The organism is Methylocapsa sp. S129, assembly GCF_009765995.1.
Taxonomy (GTDB): Bacteria; Pseudomonadota; Alphaproteobacteria; order Rhizobiales; family Beijerinckiaceae; genus Roseiarcus.
This window is the reverse complement of sequence record NZ_LMUI01000013.1, coordinates 72104-86299: the sequence shown is the minus strand read 5'-3', so window position 1 is coordinate 86299 and position 14196 is coordinate 72104. Positions and strand designations below refer to the sequence as shown.

19 protein-coding genes are annotated in these 14196 nt (G+C 61.2%); 7 read left to right on the top strand and 12 right to left on the bottom strand.

Annotated features, from left to right (window positions below; genetic code table 11):
* Positions 1–187: 187 nt before the first annotated feature.
* Positions 188–328: a hypothetical protein gene (locus GSQ90_RS31985; RefSeq protein ID WP_174247457.1), complete on the bottom strand. Its 141-nt coding sequence runs from the start codon at positions 326–328 to the stop codon at positions 188–190.
* A gap of 510 nt (positions 329–838) precedes the next feature.
* Here GSQ90_RS31985 and GSQ90_RS08550 point away from each other — a divergent pair.
* Positions 839–1603: a DpnI domain-containing protein gene (locus tag GSQ90_RS08550; protein ID WP_158814403.1), complete on the top strand. Its 765-nt coding sequence runs from the start codon at positions 839–841 to the stop codon at positions 1601–1603.
* 260 nt (positions 1604–1863) lie between these two features.
* Here the strand turns inward: GSQ90_RS08550 and GSQ90_RS08540 are convergent, their stop codons facing one another.
* Genes GSQ90_RS08540 through GSQ90_RS08525 form a run of 4 tightly spaced genes read right to left on the bottom strand, consistent with a single transcriptional unit; the run spans position 1864 to position 4462 of the window.
* Positions 1864–2394, bottom strand: coding sequence for a tyrosine phosphatase family protein (locus GSQ90_RS08540; protein ID WP_158814402.1), 531 nt, complete (start codon positions 2392–2394; stop codon positions 1864–1866).
* Positions 2391–3026, bottom strand: coding sequence for an HD family hydrolase (locus GSQ90_RS08535; RefSeq protein WP_158814401.1), 636 nt, complete (start codon positions 3024–3026; stop codon positions 2391–2393). Before GSQ90_RS08535 ends, GSQ90_RS08540 begins: the two co-directional genes overlap by 4 nt.
* Positions 3016–3675, bottom strand: a complete 660-nt coding sequence (locus GSQ90_RS08530) for a DNA-3-methyladenine glycosylase I (protein WP_158814400.1) — start codon at positions 3673–3675, stop codon at positions 3016–3018. Before GSQ90_RS08530 ends, GSQ90_RS08535 begins: the two co-directional genes overlap by 11 nt.
* A 58-nt stretch (positions 3676–3733) precedes the next feature.
* Entirely contained in the window at positions 3734–4462 is a 729-nt protein-coding gene (locus tag GSQ90_RS08525) for an SOS response-associated peptidase (RefSeq protein ID WP_158814399.1), read from the bottom strand.
* A 113-nt stretch (positions 4463–4575) separates the two neighbouring features.
* Here GSQ90_RS08525 and GSQ90_RS08520 point away from each other — a divergent pair, with 113 nt between their 5' ends.
* Both GSQ90_RS08520 and GSQ90_RS08515 read left to right on the top strand, forming a co-directional pair.
* Positions 4576–5088, top strand: coding sequence for a hypothetical protein (locus GSQ90_RS08520; protein ID WP_158814398.1), 513 nt, complete (start codon positions 4576–4578; stop codon positions 5086–5088).
* A 95-nt stretch (positions 5089–5183) separates the two neighbouring features.
* Positions 5184–5441 carry a hypothetical protein gene (locus GSQ90_RS08515; RefSeq protein WP_158814397.1) on the top strand — a complete coding sequence of 86 codons (258 nt, stop codon included), beginning with the start codon at positions 5184–5186 and terminating at the stop codon, positions 5439–5441.
* Between the two features lie 4 nt (positions 5442–5445).
* Here GSQ90_RS08515 and GSQ90_RS08510 read toward each other — a convergent pair whose 3' ends face one another.
* Positions 5446–5616: a hypothetical protein gene (locus GSQ90_RS08510; RefSeq protein WP_158814396.1), complete on the bottom strand. Its 171-nt coding sequence runs from the start codon at positions 5614–5616 to the stop codon at positions 5446–5448.
* Here GSQ90_RS08510 and GSQ90_RS08505 point away from each other — a divergent pair.
* A complete protein-coding gene (locus tag GSQ90_RS08505; protein WP_158814395.1) occupies positions 5606–6334 on the top strand; it encodes a cytochrome c biogenesis CcdA family protein in 729 nt (242 codons plus the stop codon). The two genes, GSQ90_RS08510 and GSQ90_RS08505, sit on opposite strands and share 11 nt — an antisense overlap.
* 124 nt (positions 6335–6458) lie before the next feature.
* On the top strand, positions 6459–6827 hold the full coding sequence (locus GSQ90_RS08500) for a DUF4189 domain-containing protein (protein ID WP_158814394.1): 369 nt from the start codon (positions 6459–6461) through the stop codon (positions 6825–6827).
* A 107-nt stretch (positions 6828–6934) separates the two neighbouring features.
* Here GSQ90_RS08500 and GSQ90_RS08495 read toward each other — a convergent pair whose 3' ends face one another.
* From GSQ90_RS08495 to GSQ90_RS08470, 6 genes are all read right to left on the bottom strand, one after another.
* A complete protein-coding gene (locus tag GSQ90_RS08495) occupies positions 6935–8053 on the bottom strand; it encodes a branched-chain amino acid ABC transporter substrate-binding protein (RefSeq protein WP_158814393.1) in 1119 nt (372 codons plus the stop codon).
* 164 nt (positions 8054–8217) lie between these two features.
* Complete coding sequence (locus tag GSQ90_RS08490; RefSeq protein WP_158814392.1) at positions 8218–8562, bottom strand: DUF6867 family protein; 345 nt, start codon at positions 8560–8562, stop codon at positions 8218–8220.
* Complete coding sequence (locus tag GSQ90_RS08485; protein ID WP_158814391.1) at positions 8562–9332, bottom strand: ABC transporter ATP-binding protein; 771 nt, start codon at positions 9330–9332, stop codon at positions 8562–8564. Before GSQ90_RS08485 ends, GSQ90_RS08490 begins: the two co-directional genes overlap by 1 nt.
* Positions 9329–10240, bottom strand: coding sequence for an ABC transporter ATP-binding protein (locus tag GSQ90_RS08480; RefSeq protein ID WP_305848674.1), 912 nt, complete (start codon positions 10238–10240; stop codon positions 9329–9331). The genes GSQ90_RS08485 and GSQ90_RS08480 overlap by 4 nt, the downstream gene beginning before the upstream one ends.
* The gene (livM, locus tag GSQ90_RS08475) at positions 10240–11643 is read right to left on the bottom strand and encodes a high-affinity branched-chain amino acid ABC transporter permease LivM (protein ID WP_246731483.1); all 1404 of its coding nucleotides are present in this window, start codon (positions 11641–11643) and stop codon (positions 10240–10242) included. The genes GSQ90_RS08480 and livM overlap by 1 nt, the downstream gene beginning before the upstream one ends.
* Positions 11644–11645: 2 nt before the next feature.
* A complete protein-coding gene (locus tag GSQ90_RS08470; protein WP_158814389.1) occupies positions 11646–12563 on the bottom strand; it encodes a branched-chain amino acid ABC transporter permease in 918 nt (305 codons plus the stop codon).
* A 478-nt stretch (positions 12564–13041) separates the two neighbouring features.
* On the opposite strand from GSQ90_RS08470, the gene GSQ90_RS08465 reads away from it, so the two are divergent.
* Positions 13042–13521: a CoxG family protein gene (locus tag GSQ90_RS08465; RefSeq protein WP_158814388.1), complete on the top strand. Its 480-nt coding sequence runs from the start codon at positions 13042–13044 to the stop codon at positions 13519–13521.
* Between the two features lie 166 nt (positions 13522–13687).
* Entirely contained in the window at positions 13688–14182 is a 495-nt protein-coding gene (locus tag GSQ90_RS08460) for a (2Fe-2S)-binding protein (RefSeq protein ID WP_158814387.1), read from the top strand.
* Positions 14183–14196 lie beyond the last annotated feature (14 nt).

Genomic DNA, 14196 nt, shown 5'->3' with positions numbered 1-14196 from the left:
GAGCGAAGCAATCCAGAGGTCGAGGAGGTTGCAAGTCAGAACATAAACATCCCACTCCGCTTCGAACGGAGGCTTATCATATCGGGAGGGCGCAATACCTCATGCGCCCAATCCGGCAACCGTCTCGACCTCTGGATTGCTTCGCTCCGCTCGCAATGACGGCATGCGCCCATCGCGAACGAGAAAATCACTTCTTCTTGGACGGCGATCCGGCAGGCTGCCCCGCCTTCGTAAAACCCGCCGCCGTGGTAGCAGGCGCCGAAGCTTTCAATTTGTCCTTCTTCGGCTTCTTGGCTTCTTTGTTGCTGCGCATCTGCCCTTTAGCCATGACTCGTCTCCTCCGGTGGTTGGGGCATTCGATCAGATGTTGGTGCGAGTAACAAGGGCGCGGAGAGCGGCGAGAGTTGAAAAGCCGTGATGATTCGCCGGTTTGGCTACCGCTAAAGACCAACCTTAAAGGGCGCGTCACGGCGGCGGCTTGTTCGTCATGGAGAAGTGAGCGGACCTGTGCAGCCGCTTAGCGCCCAAGACATTACGGCTGACCGGCGAACCGAAATTATGCGAGAGTATGTCAAGGTCGAGCGAAGAGGCGATCGCAACCCATGACCATCTACAAATACGTCTGCTCCATTTGCGGTTCCGAAAATGTCCGGCGCGATGCCTGGGCGACATGGGATGTCGAGACCCAGTCATGGGAGCTTGCGACCGTTTTCCAAGCCGGCTTTTGTGACGATTGCGGTGGCATCGCGAGTCTGGATGCGATCAAGATCGACAGGATGAAAGCGCGGTCGTCGGCGGCTGTTGATTCGTTCGGCGCAAACGGAGGCGGACGAATATTTTGAAATTGGGCTTCGAAGAATCCGCGCAAGCGCCTTATGATTCTGGCTCGCAAACCGCTCGGATTTTGACTGAGGCGTGGGCTACCAAGCAAGCTTTCTGTCCAAACTGCGGACATGCCGAGTTGTCGCAGTTTCCGAATAACCGTCCGGTCGCAGATTTGCATTGCAAGAACTGCAATGAAGAATTCGAATTGAAGAGCCAAAAATCAAAATTTGGCTCAAAGGTGGTCGACGGCGCATACCATAAGATGTGCGAGCGGCTCGCGGCCGAGAACAATCCGAATCTGATGCTGCTAAATTACATTCCAAAGCTCGGCGTGAATAATTTTTTTGTGGTCCCTAAGCATTTCTTCGTCGTCGAAATAATCGAAAAGCGAAAACCCCTCCGAGATGGGGCGCGCCGAGCAGGTTGGATCGGCTGCAATATCCTCCTATCCAATTTGCCTGAGGCGGGAAAAATACACATCGTGCGCGATGGTGTGGTGCTCGACCGGCACAACGTGCTGGAACAATGGCAGAAATCTTTATTCTTGCGCGAGGAAACCGCCACATCGCGAGGATGGCTTCTCAACGTACTGAGGTGTGTTGAAGCTATACATGCCAAGGACTTCAGCCTTGACGATGTTTACGCTTTCGAGTCCCGCCTTAGTGGCTTGTATCCAATGAATCAGCATGTTCGCCAGAAAATCCGCCAGCAACTACAGGTCCTGCGGGATCGCGGCTATCTCGTATTTCTGGGTCGAGGCCGGTACAGATTGCTTTAGTCGGCGCCCCCGCTCAGCGCCGGGCGGCTGCTGTTAGCGCTTACGCGACCTCCAGCCCGAACGGCACGCCCGTCTCCCCTCGCCCGATCGCGGCGATCGCCGTCGTCATCCGGCCCGAGCAGCCGAGGAGGGAATGGGCGACGGCGAATGGCGACGCCAATGGCGTTTGGTCAACACCTCACCAAGGAGGCGAGGAAACTAAACCGCCCCATAACGCCTTGATATCCCTCATTTGGCAATCGTAAACTCGCCGCACCCACTCACCCCACCTCCAGCCCAAACGGCACGCCCACCTCGCAGGTCTCGCCGCGCCCGATCGTGGCCACCGCGTCGGTCATCCGGCCCGAGCGGCCGAGGATGGAATCGGCGACGGCGACGAGGCGGGAATTGGGGGTGGCGGTGGGGGACGCCGCGCGGATCGCCTTGGCGATCTCGCTTTCGCTGCACGTCGGGCCGAGCGCGCAGGCGGTGATGAAAGCGGCCGCGGTCGAGCGGCTGACGCCGGCAAAGCAATGGATCAGCAGGGGCGCGCTCCGATCCCAGTCGCCGACGAATCGGAGGAGGTCGCGTACATGGCGCTCGGCGGGCAGGATGTGGCCCTCCATTGGGTCGATAATGTCGGACATGGCGATGAACAAATGCCGCTCCGGCCGGATCGCCGGCGGCCGCGTCACCGGCGTCCCGTTGTTGAGCAAGGTCACCAGCGAACGCGCGCCGGTTTCCTCCACCGCCTCGCCAATGCGCGCGAGCGAACAGACGTGAACGCGCGCTCTTGTCGTAGAAAGATTCATGGCGTTGGCTTTCCGGCCGATTGAACGGCTGCTGGATGATCGTCGAGTTCGGCGAAACGGCGAAGGAAGCCTTCTTGCGCCTTCGCTGGCCGCATCGGCTGGAGATAGGCCTCAATGCCGGCCAGCGCGATGTTGGGCGCGCCAAACAGTTTTTGCGCCTCGGCGGTGGAAAAGCCGGCGAGGTTGATCGCTTCGAACCAGGCCGCCGCGCGGTCGGCGCCCTTGACGAAGGTCGTCACTTCGGGCGGCGCCTTCGCCGATAGGCCGAAGCGGATATGGATCGCCGCGAGCAGGCGCGCCTCGATCGCTTTGTAATCGCCGCCGATCACCGCTTTGAAGGGCGAGATCATATCGCCGATGACATATTCGGGTGCGTCATGCAGCAGAGCGAACAGGCGCGCCTTGGGGTCGGCTTGCGGCGCGAGCGCGCCGACGAGCGCCTCGACCAGCAGGCAATGCTGGGCGACCGAGAAGATTTCCGCGCCCTTCGTCTGGCCGTTCCAGCGCGCGACGCGCGCCAGGCCATGGGCGATGTCCGATATTTCGATGTCGAGCGGCGAGGGGTCGATCAGATCGAGCCGACGGCCCGACAGCATCCTTTGCCAGGCGCGCGCCGTCTTACTACCGGACATGGGGCTCGCGTCCGAGCGCCGCGCATTCGGCGTAGCGATGACAGTCCACGAGATGATCGTTGACCATGCCGGTCGCCTGCATGAAGGCGTGGATGATGGTCGGCCCGACGAAATTGCCGCCCCGCTCGCGCAAGTCCTTGGCGATCGCCACCGAGACGTCGGTTTGCGCGGCGACTTCATGCATCGATTGGCGGGCGTTCTGGATCGGCCGTCCGTCGATGAAACCCCACAAATGCTTCGCAAGGCCGCCGCGCTTGCCAAGATCGAGCGTGATGCGCGCCAGCGCGATGGTCGCCTGGATCTTGGCGCGGTTGCGCACGATGCCGGGGTTCTGCATCAGCGCTTCGATCTTGGCGTCATTGTAGCGGACGATTTTTTCCGGCTTGAAGCCGTCGAAGGCGGCGCGAAAGGAATCGCGCTTGCGCAGGATCGTGATCCAGGAAAGGCCAGCCTGGAAGCCGTCGAGGATCAGCTTCTCGAAAAGCGCGCGATCGTCCCATTCGGGCACGCCCCATTCCTCGTCATGATAGGCGACGTAAAGGGGATCATGGCCTGGCCACGGGCAACGGCAGCGCCCGTCCGCATGCAGGATCGGCGTGTGAGCGCGCGGCTGCTTTTCGGCCTTGCCCGGTTTCTCTTTCTCAGCCATCACATTCTCCGACTCAAGGCGCCGAGAATCTTCCGCGCTCTCGCATTCGGCAAGCCCATCAAAACAATTCTCCCTGCGCCTTGCCGGGCGGTTTCAGCGGAGGAGAGACCGGCCGCTGGATTTCGGCGTCGTCGTTACCGACGCGGTTTACTTCCATACCAACCTCGACGAGTTCGAGCGAATCGTCCGGGGCAGGGCGCAGCAGCGCGGTGGCCGCGGACGCCTCGACGCTGTCATTGTCGAGCCAGAAGTGAAAATCGCGGGGATCGATGATCGCCGGCATCCGGTCATGGATCGCCGCGATCGTTTGATTGGGCGGCGTCGTGATGATGCAGGCGGTGTCGATCTCGCCGCCGTTGGGGTCGCTCCAGGTCTCGTAGAGGCCGGCAAAGCCCATCGGTCCGCGATCGGGCCTGCGGATCAGGAAAGACCGCGCGGCGGCGGCGCGGCCCGGACCGCGCAGCCACTCATAGAAACCGTCGGCGATAATCAGGCAACGGCGGCGTTTGACCGCGGCGCGAAAGCTGGCTTTTTCGGTCAGGGTTTCGCCGCGCGCGTTGATGATGAGCGCGAAAGCTTTGGGGTCTTTGACGAAAGCCGGCAGGAAACCCCAGCGCATGAGAGTGAAATGCCGCCGCTGTCCTTGCGAATGGGCGGCCGCCGTGACGACGGGGATGGGTTGCGTCGGGGCGATATTGTAGCGCGGCGGGAAGTCGGGCTCTTCGACATAGGCGAAGAAGTCGCGCAAGATTTCAGGCGTGGAAATTATGGCGAATCTTCCAGGCATTGGCGTCTCCTTGGTAAGCATGTTCGCCGATGTTTTATTGTGAAATGCAACCACGGGCTGTAACGTCTGGTTAAGCCTCCTCTGATCGGCTTTGGAAGAGGCAGGAAAAGACGATGCTAGCGGTCATGAAATCTCCGCGCGAGCCGCCGGCCGCCAAGCTTGACGAAGATGGCGGCCCGCCTCCGTTGATTGGCGACGAGGTTGCCAACGGCCCAGGCGCGTCCGGCGGTTCTCTCGACCATTTTCAGCAGATCGCCACAATGATCGAGCTCCTCGACCGTTTGCCTGAGCTGGCCGGCGATATCAGGGACTGGCGTCCGAGCCACTACGCCGACCAGCTCGCCGAGGCGCCTCGCGGCAAGAATGACGACATATTGCGCGCTTACGGCGAACTGAGCCCGCTGATGCAACGCGCGTTCCAGGCGGTCGTGGCGGGCATGGACAAGCTGGCGGAATCGGCCGCCGATCTCTACGATCACACGCATAGGCCGCCGACTTCGAGCGAGATAAAGGCCGGGGCGGAGATCGGCAGGGCGATGCGGCAATTGCTTGAGCGGGCGATGGCGCTCGTCGAATCCGCCAGCCCCCGGCGCCCGAGTAAGGGCCATACCTCGCACGAGAAGTAGATGCTATCGCCTTGCTAAGCCGTGCAAAGACAGAATTAACCTTTCTTTAAGAGGAGCGTCGCGTAACGCGATCATTGGCCATACACTGTCGCTACATGATCGCTTCGCTTGCTGAATCTCTTCGCGAATTATCGGCTGCCGACGCCCGGCGGGCCGCGCTTAACTATGTCAGCGAAGCCTTCGCGGAAGCCTTGCTCGATGGCATCGACGTCGACTCCTTCGCCGACGCGGCGCTGTGTGCGGCGTTTCGCGAACTGGTCGCCGCCTATGGCGAAGAGAAGGCTGCGCGCCTCGCCGAACGATTGCCGGAGCGGGTGCGGCATGGCGAGTTTTCCGGCGCCCTGCGTCAGTAACGCTTCAATTCCCGACATTGCCGCGCGATAGCGGCGTCTGTAGGCTGGGGCCCATCGAAGGAGCCGCCATGCGCGTCACGATCGCGGTTTTGACGTCGAAGCTTGGCTTGGGATGACCCCAAAGTGAATTGCCCGCCAAGACGCGCTCAGCCACAAGAGCAGATATGACCGACATATCCTTTCCAGCCGCCGCCATCGCAGGCCTGATTTCGTTTTTGAGCCCCTGCGTGCTGCCTCTGGCGCCGCCCTATTTGTGTTATCTCGCCGGGACTTCGCTGGAGCAGCTTGTCGAGGAGGACGAACAGCGGGCGATCCGCGACACGATTATCGTCGCCCTGCTTTTCGTGCTTGGCTTTTCGACCGTTTTCGTCGCGCTAGGGGCGACGGCGTCGGTGTTCGGCGCCCTTATCCGGCAATGGAGCCATGTCCTGTCGATCGCGGCGGGGATCGGCATCATCGTCATGGGGTTGCATTTTCTCGGCGCCTTGCGCATTGGCGCGATGTTTCGCGAGAAGCGGCTTGAAATCGCCCGGCCGCCGGGCCTGTGGAGCGCCTATCTGATGGGGCTCGCCTTCGCCTTTGGCTGGACGCCTTGCATCGGGCCGATTCTGGCGACCATTCTGGCGGTAGCGGGCTCACAGGACACGGTGGCGCGCGGGGCGCTGCTGCTGGGCGCCTATTCGCTCGGCCTTGGCGCCCCCTTCGTGCTCGCCGCATGCGCGATGGGGCCTTTCCTCGCGGCGGCCCGGCGTTTTCGCAGTCAGTTCGGACGCCTCGAGAAAGTGGTCGGGGGCTTGCTCGTGCTGACGGGAATCGCGTTTCTGACCGGCGGCGTCCAGGCCGCTTCCGGCTGGCTGATCAACGCCTTCCCCGCGTTGGGGCAGCTTGGCTGACCCCAATGCGTCCGGGCGCGCGAAGCTTGGGCGGCCAAAATCGCAATAGCGCCCGATTGCGATTCCATGGCCGGTCATGCATTCTGGATGGGGTGCGCAATCATCGTTCTGAGGGGGACACACAATGACATACAGCAAGCACGTTCTGTTGCTCGCCGCCGGCCTGCTCGTCGCTCAGTCGGGCTATGCCTGGGCCACCGGCGCGATAGCGGTGGACGATCAGCCAGGACAGAAGCCGAGCGACGCGGGCTATGGCATCGGTTTTGGGGATAGCAAGGACAGCGCGCAGACAGCCGCTTTGGCGAAATGCAACAGCGCCGGCAACACGTCCTGCAAGGTCGTCGTCTGGTTCGATAAATGCGGCGCCTACGCCAGTTCGAACGAGAAATACGGCATCGGCTGGGGCGGCACCGAAGACGAGGCCAAGAGCAAGGCTCTGGATCAGTGCGGCAATGGTCAATGCCGCCTCGTCGCCTCCGATTGCGGCGACTGAGATCCACCCGCAACATCTGTTCGGCAATCCCGGATTGGACGCCAAATAAAAGAAGCCCGCCGTCGCCGGCGGGCTTCTCCGTTTTAGTCTAAACCAAGCGCTTGCGCTTAGGTCCGCTGCTTGTAGGTGATCTTGCCGTCATCGCCCTTCTGCCAGACGTACCAGACGAAGTCGACGCTCGTGCGGTCGCCCTTCTTGTCATAGGCGATGTCGCCAATGACGGTCTTGAACGTGATGCCGGAATGCATAACTTCGGCGATCTTCTTCGGATCGAGCGAATTGGCCTTTTCAGCCGCCTGCTTGATGATCTGCACGCCCGCATAGGAATAGAGCGTATAGGCCTCCGGCTCGAAACCCTTGGCGCGGAACGCCGCGACAATTTCCTTGGCCGAAGCATTGTTGCGGGGATCGGGACCAAACGACATGAACGTGCCTTCGACGCCGGGGCCGCCGATCGAGGCGAACTCGTTGTCGGTGATGCCGTCGCCGGAGATGACGATCGTCTTCATGCCCTGATCGCGCATCTGGCGGATGATCAGGCCGCCTTCGGTGTGCAGGCCGCCCCACATCAGATATTCAGCGCCCGAAGCCTTGATCTTCGAAACGATCGCCGAATAGTCCTTTTCGCCGGTGTTTACGCCTTCATACAAGACTTCCTTCTTGCCGCCGGCGTTCATGGCGGTCCTGGCCGCGTCGGCAAGGCCCTGACCATAGGTGGTCTTGTCGTGGACGATGGCGATCTTCTTGTCCTTGAGCTCGCCAAGAGCCAGATCAGCCCAAAGCTTGCCCTGCTGGTCGTCGCGGCCGCAGGTGCGGAAGATGTCCCACAGGCCGCGCTCGGTGATCTTCGGATTGGTCGCCGAAGGCGTGATTTCGAGAATGCCGTTGTCGGCATAGACTTCCGACGCCGGAATCGTGACGCCCGAATTGAAGTGGCCGATCACGAATTTGACGCCGTCGCCGACGAATTTATTGGCGACGGAGACGCCTTGCTTGGGATCGGAAACGTCGTCGCCCTGCTCGACTTCAATTTTCTGGCCGAGAATGCCGCCAGCTTTATTGATGTCTTCGGCCGCCTGCGCGACGCCGTTGGTCAATTGCGCGCCGAACGAGGCGTTCGCGCCGGTGATCGGGCCGGCGACGCCGAGCTTGATCTGGGCGCTCGCGGCGCCGGCAAAGGCCAGGCCCGCGGCAAGCACGAGACCGGTTAGCCAAATTTTCTTCATACCCTACTCCCTCTGTGTTTCGGGCGCGCCAAACAAGGGCGCCCACTCGGCAGAAACTCTCATCCCACCTTAGCGCGGGATCAGACCTTGTTTTCGTTGGAAAGTCACCTGAAAAGACAAGTTTTTTAAGGATTCCTTTATTGCTTGATGAACGGCCAGTCGGTCTAACGCGCGCGCCAATTCAGTCCGACTTTTTCATAAGACCACGAATATTGCGTCGCCATTTGCGTTGCGCGCATCGCTCTGTAGCTGACCCACGCGACCGCCAAAAGAATGACGAGCGTGACCAAATAATAATGGAGGGAAGAAAGCTCTTCCTGGAAGAGCGAGAAATGAAGAAAACGCACGGCCGCCGACAGAACCGCCATATAGGGCAGGATGAGCCAGAGCGGGCTCCACGTCTTGGCGAGCGCGCGTCCGCTCGCCATAGCGGCCGCGGCGCCCAGCACCGTCAACAACACGAAAACGAACAGACCATTGTCCGTGTCGGTCCAGAAAATCCCGGACATTAATGTCCCCCTTCGAGATAAGCGGCGCGCACTTCGGGTCGCGCGAGCAATTCCGCCCCCGATCCCTTCATCGTGATCAAGCCATTGACCATCACATAGCCGCGATGGGCGAGTTTGAGCGCGTGGAAAGCATTTTGCTCGACAAGAAAAACCGTGAGGCCTTGCGTCTTGTTGAGATCCGCAATCACGTTGAATATCTGCTTGACGATCAGCGGCGCGAGCCCGAGCGAGGGCTCGTCAAGCAGCAGCAGGCGCGGGCGGCTCATCAGGGCGCGCGCGATCGCCAGCATTTGCTGCTCGCCGCCCGAGAGCGTGCCGCCGCGTTGCGGCGCCCGCTCCTTGAGGCGCGGAAACATCACGAACATCCGCTCGAGGTCGTCGTTGAAATGCGCAAAATTGTCGATGGAAGCGCCCATCTGCAAATTCTCGAAGACGGTCATGCGCGGAAATATGCGCCGGCCCTCGGGCGATTGGGCGATCGACAGGCGGGCGATCTCGTGCATGGAAAGGCGGGTGATGTCGCGCCCGTCGAAGACGATGGAGCCGCGCCGGGCGCGCGGGCTGCCGCAGATGGTCATCATCGTCGTCGATTTTCCCGCGCCATTGGCGCCGATCAACGTGACGATTTCACCCTCGTTGACGTCGATATCGACGCCTTTGAGCGCTTGAATCTTGCCGTAGAATGTTTCGACGCCGCGCACCGTCAGTAAGGCCTTGCCTGAAGCGGAAGCTGGCGTCGGGGCGGCTATGGTCATGCTCGCGACACTCATGCGCCGATCTCCGCTTCCACGACCGCCAATTCTTCCTCGTCCGCGACGCCGAGATAGGCGGCGATCACCTTGGGATCGTTGCGTACGTCAACGGGCGTGCCGTCGGCGATCTTGGTGCCATAATCGAGCACGACGACATGATCGGAAATCTGCATGACGACGGACATGTCATGCTCGATAAGAAGAATGGACACGTGATGCTCGTCGCGGATCGCATTCAGGAGGATATTCAGATCGCCCGACTCCCGCGGGTTAAGGCCGGCGGCCGGCTCGTCCAGGCAGAGCAGGATCGGGTCGGTGCACATGGCGCGGGCGATTTCGAGTCGACGTTGCGCGCCATAGGGCAATTCGCCCGCCGGGTCGTCGGCGCGATCGAGAAGATTGATCTTGTTGAGCCAGTAGGTGGCGCGCTCCACCGCTTCGGCCTCGCTGGCGCGATAGCTGGGCGCGCCGAACATGCCAAGCACCGTGAAGCCGCTGGCCTGCATCAGCTTGTTGTGATGGGCGACCATCAGGTTTTCCAGCACGGTCATGCCCTGGAACAGGCGGATATTCTGGAACGTGCGGGCGACCCTGGCCCGCAAGGCGATCTCATTGCCCGCCATGCGCTCGAGCAAATAGAGCTCGCCCGAATCCGACTTCACATGCCTGGCGGGAGATCGGGTCAGCGCTTCCACATCGGCCGCCGCGGCGACGCCCGCTCTGGCGAGCGCGAGGCGTCCTTCGGTCGGTTTGTAAAAGCCCGTGACGCAGTTGAAGACGGTGGTCTTGCCCGCCCCGTTGGGGCCGATCAGCGCGGTGATGTCGCCGCGGCCAACCTGAAAGGAAAGATCGTTGACGGCGACGAGGCCGCCGAAGCGCATCGTCAAATGTTCGACGACGAGGAGAGGATCGGTCATCCAGCGCATCAGCCGTGCCCCTCTTTGACGAGTGAACCGGATACGGCCTTTTTCTCCTTGAGGAAAATCGAAGGCAATCGCGTCGAGACGAAACCGCGCGGCCTCAAGACCATCATCACCACCATCGCCAGGCCAAATAGCAATCCGCGATATTGCGCGGGATCGAAATCGGGAATTCCAAACACCGACGCCATCAGCGTGCGCATCCATTCGAGTTCACGCAGCAGCTCGAAGCCGCCGATGAGGAACACCGCCGCGAGGGCGACGCCGATCTGCGAACCCATGCCGCCCAGCACGACGATCGCGAGGATGGTCGCCGATTCATTGAAGGTGAAGCTTTCCGGGCTGATGAAGCCTTGGCGCACGGCGAAGAACGAACCGGCGAGGCCGCCGAAAAAAGCGCCAAGCGCAAAGGCGGTGAGCTTGGTGTTCCTCGTGTTGATGCCGAGCGACCGACACGCGATTTCATCCTCGCGGAGCGCCTCCCAGGCGCGCCCGATCGGCAATCGCCGCAGACGCAGGGTCACGAAATTGGTGATCAGCGCGAGGGCCAGGATCACGTAATAGAGAAAGATTTTGCTATGGATCGGCGAATATTCGATGTGAAAGAAATCGGCGAAACCGCCCGGCTGGTCGCGCATCGAGAGGCCGAAAAAGCTCACCTTCGGGATTGAGGCGATGCCGGCGTAGCCGCCCGAAAAGGGAATCCAGTTGATCAGGACGAGGCGGATCATCTCGCCGAAAGCCAGCGTGACGATCGCCAGATAGTCGCCGCGCAGGCGCAGGACCGGAAAGCCCAGGATCATGCCCCAGAAGGCGGCGAGTATGCCCGCCAGCGGCAGGCAGATCCAGAACGACAGGCCGAAGGTCGTCGCGAGCAGCGCATAGGCGTAGGCGCCGACTGCGTAGAAGGCGACATAGCCCAGATCAAGCAGGCCGGCGAGGCCGACCACGATATTCAGCCCCCAGCCCAGCATGACATAAATGAGAATCTGGATGCCGTAGCTGTCGATCCATTTCAGCGAGCCGCTTGACCCGAATGCGGCCAGCATCGCCAAGGGAAACGCGATCAGCACCGCGAGGCCGAAAGCGCCAATGTATCGCGCAATGAATGCGCTGCTTGTCGAGGGTGCCGCGACTGCCGCTGCCGGACGATCGACGACGGGCCGCGCCTGATAAAGCGACAAAGCCCAGCGGCCCCCGAACGCGAGGGCGCAGATGATGAGGACGGCCCAAGGTCGCCAGGTGAGGAAGAGATTGCCGTCATTATCCGATTCCGCATGCAGCATGATGATCGGAAAACAAAGCAGGAAGGCCAGAATGGCGGCGGCGATCGCATCCTTGAGCATGCCGCCGACGTTGCTGCCCTCGGCGGCGTCCGCCGCATCGATTTTCTGTGTGGTGGCCGTCATCTCTACACCTTCTCGATTTCGGGTCGGCCAAGGATGCCCGACGGCATGAAGATGAGCGTGATGGCGAGGATCGCGAAAGCGGCGACATCCTTATAGTCCGTGGAGAAATACGAAGACCAGAAGACCTCGATCAGGCCGATCAGCAGTCCGCCCAGCACCGCGCCCGGCAAAGAGCCGATGCCGCCCAGCACCGCGGCGGTGAAAGCCTTGACGCCCGGCAGGAACCCGTCCGAAAAATTCACGACGCCGTAATACATCATGTAAAGGACGCCGGCGACCGCCGCCAATGCGGCGCCGATCACGAAGGTGATCGAGATCGTCCGGTCGACGTCGATGCCGAGCAGGGCGGCCATCTTGCGATCCTGCTCGCAGGCGCGCTGCGCCCGCCCGAGCGCCGTCTTCTGAACGACCCACCAGAAGGCGAACAGCAAAACGCCGGTGACGATCGCGATGACGATCTGCTTGTATTGCAAGGTCACGTCATAGGAGCCGCCAGGCGAAAAATGGATCACCTCGTTGAACATCGGCGGCACCGGCTTGTTGCGCGGCCCCTGCACGACTTGCACGAAGTTCGACAGAAAGATCGACATGCCGATCGCCGAAATCAGCGGCGCCAGCCGGAACGAACCGCGCAGAGGGCGGTAGGCGAGGCGCTCGATCGTCCAGTTCCAGACGGAGGTCAGGAACATCGCGGCGATCAGGACGATGACGAAGGCGAGCGCCAAAGACATCACGCCCAAAATCTTCGTCAGCACCAGAAAGACCAGCAGCGCGATGAAAGCGGACAGCATGAACAAATCGCCATGCGCGAAGTTCACCATGCCGATAATGCCGAAGACCATCGTATAGCCGATGGCGATGAGACCATAGATCGAACCGAGCGTGAGCCCGTTGATCAGCTGCTGCAGGAAATTACCCATGCGCCGCCGTACTCCCCCATTTGCACCCGAGGCCGCGACGCAAGTCCCGGCTCCGAACGGAACAAAACCTCAAGGCTTCATTTTCTCTCCAAGATCCAGATCGCTCTGGCCCTGGTTTTTTAACTAGCAAGTTCCGGGCCAAACAGCCGGCTCTTAAACGTATGATTTCTTGCAAAAAACAGATGCCGTCGCGACGACCGCGACGCTTCGATCCCGATCAAGCCAATGCTCATAAATTAGTCAACGACCGAAGCAATTGCATGCCGCCGCATGTTTGACAATATCGACTTTGTGTTTGGCGGCGCGGCCTCGCCGCGAACGCCGGCGCGCGGTCACAATTATGTCGCGCCGGCGATTGGGCTTGCGTTGGCGCGGCGGACCGTTAGGCTGGCGGCGCGCCGCGAAGGCGAGAAGCATAAGGCGCCGGGCCGATGGGCCGTTGTGAGACGCCGAGCGAAATGAAACAGGGGAAGCCCCGATGGCGATGACAATGACCGGCGAGGTCACGCTGCCTGCCGACCGGCCCAGGGTTTGGGCGATGCTCAATGATCCCGTCGTTCTCAAAGCCAGCATTCCGGGCTGCCAGTCCCTGGAAAAAACCAGCGACACATCTTTTGCGGCCGTCGTGAAGGTCAAGATCGGACCTGTCGGCGCCAGTTTCAAAGGCAAGGTGCAGCTCTCCGACATCGACCCGCCTAATGGTTATACAATTGGCGGCGAAGGGGAGGGCGGCATTGCCGGCTTCGCCAATGGCGGCGCCAAGGTGCAGCTCGCCGATGCGCCAGGGGGGACCCTTCTAAAGTATGATGTGCAGGCCAATGTCGGCGGCAAGATCGCGCAACTGGGCTCGCGGCTGATCGACGGCGTGGCCAAGAAACTGGCGGATCAGTTCTTTGCTAATTTGGCGAACGCCGCCAACGCGCCGGACGCTTCATCCCTCGAGGCGGGGTCGGCTTGACCTTGGCTGGACGTTTGGACAAGCTGAGTTCATTGTCGCCGATAGGCTGTCGGCGAGCCGATCGTCAGAGAAACAGCGAGGGAGAAGCGAGGAGAGAAGTTGGTTGGGTGAGATTCCGGCGCCCGGTGGGGCTGTCGGGACAAAACAAAATAAGGGAGGCTGATCGATGATCCATGTTTCCATGATTGTGAACGGCAAGGCTGCGTCGGCGGATGTCGATTCGCGCACGCTGCTTGTGCAATTCTTGAGAGAAAACCTTCGGCTGACGGGCACGCATGTCGGCTGCGACACCTCGCAATGCGGCGCCTGTGTGGTTCACGTCGACGGGCGCGCCATCAAATCCTGCACGGCTTTGGCGGTCTCGCTCGAAGGCGCCGAGGTGACGACGATCGAAGGCCTCGCCAAGGGCGGCAAACTGCATCCGATGCAGCAGGCGTTCCAGGACAATCACGGCTTGCAATGCGGTTTCTGCACCCCGGGTATGATCATGTCGGCGATCGACATGGTCAACCGCAAGGGCTCGCATCTCGATGAGCACACGATCCGCGAGGAGCTCGACGGCAACATCTGCCGCTGCACTGGCTATCACAATATCGTCAAGTCCGTCGCCCAGGGCGCGCGGGAAATGGCGACGGCCGGCGCCGCGAAAGCCGCGGAATAGAGAATATCCAAACG

Coding starts and splice junctions, on each gene's coding strand:
- GSQ90_RS08520 (WP_158814398.1), top strand. CDS start 4,576: ATGCTAGCGGTCATGAAATCTCCGCGCGAGCCGCCGGCCGCCAAGCTT.
- GSQ90_RS08515 (WP_158814397.1), top strand. CDS start 5,184: ATGATCGCTTCGCTTGCTGAATCTCTTCGCGAATTATCGGCTGCCGAC.
- GSQ90_RS08460 (WP_158814387.1), top strand. CDS start 13,688: ATGATCCATGTTTCCATGATTGTGAACGGCAAGGCTGCGTCGGCGGAT.
- GSQ90_RS08465 (WP_158814388.1), top strand. CDS start 13,042: ATGGCGATGACAATGACCGGCGAGGTCACGCTGCCTGCCGACCGGCCC.
- GSQ90_RS08495 (WP_158814393.1), bottom strand. CDS start 8,053: ATGAAGAAAATTTGGCTAACCGGTCTCGTGCTTGCCGCGGGCCTGGCC.
- livM (WP_246731483.1), bottom strand. CDS start 11,643: ATGACGGCCACCACACAGAAAATCGATGCGGCGGACGCCGCCGAGGGC.
- GSQ90_RS08530 (WP_158814400.1), bottom strand. CDS start 3,675: ATGGCTGAGAAAGAGAAACCGGGCAAGGCCGAAAAGCAGCCGCGCGCT.
- GSQ90_RS08540 (WP_158814402.1), bottom strand. CDS start 2,394: ATGAATCTTTCTACGACAAGAGCGCGCGTTCACGTCTGTTCGCTCGCG.
- GSQ90_RS08535 (WP_158814401.1), bottom strand. CDS start 3,026: ATGTCCGGTAGTAAGACGGCGCGCGCCTGGCAAAGGATGCTGTCGGGC.
- GSQ90_RS08500 (WP_158814394.1), top strand. CDS start 6,459: ATGACATACAGCAAGCACGTTCTGTTGCTCGCCGCCGGCCTGCTCGTC.
- GSQ90_RS08505 (WP_158814395.1), top strand. CDS start 5,606: ATGACCGACATATCCTTTCCAGCCGCCGCCATCGCAGGCCTGATTTCG.
- GSQ90_RS08490 (WP_158814392.1), bottom strand. CDS start 8,562: ATGTCCGGGATTTTCTGGACCGACACGGACAATGGTCTGTTCGTTTTC.
- GSQ90_RS08510 (WP_158814396.1), bottom strand. CDS start 5,616: ATGTCGGTCATATCTGCTCTTGTGGCTGAGCGCGTCTTGGCGGGCAAT.
- GSQ90_RS08525 (WP_158814399.1), bottom strand. CDS start 4,462: ATGCCTGGAAGATTCGCCATAATTTCCACGCCTGAAATCTTGCGCGAC.
- GSQ90_RS08470 (WP_158814389.1), bottom strand. CDS start 12,563: ATGGGTAATTTCCTGCAGCAGCTGATCAACGGGCTCACGCTCGGTTCG.
- GSQ90_RS08480 (WP_305848674.1), bottom strand. CDS start 10,240: ATGCGCTGGATGACCGATCCTCTCCTCGTCGTCGAACATTTGACGATG.
- GSQ90_RS31985 (WP_174247457.1), bottom strand. CDS start 328: ATGGCTAAAGGGCAGATGCGCAGCAACAAAGAAGCCAAGAAGCCGAAG.
- GSQ90_RS08485 (WP_158814391.1), bottom strand. CDS start 9,332: ATGAGTGTCGCGAGCATGACCATAGCCGCCCCGACGCCAGCTTCCGCT.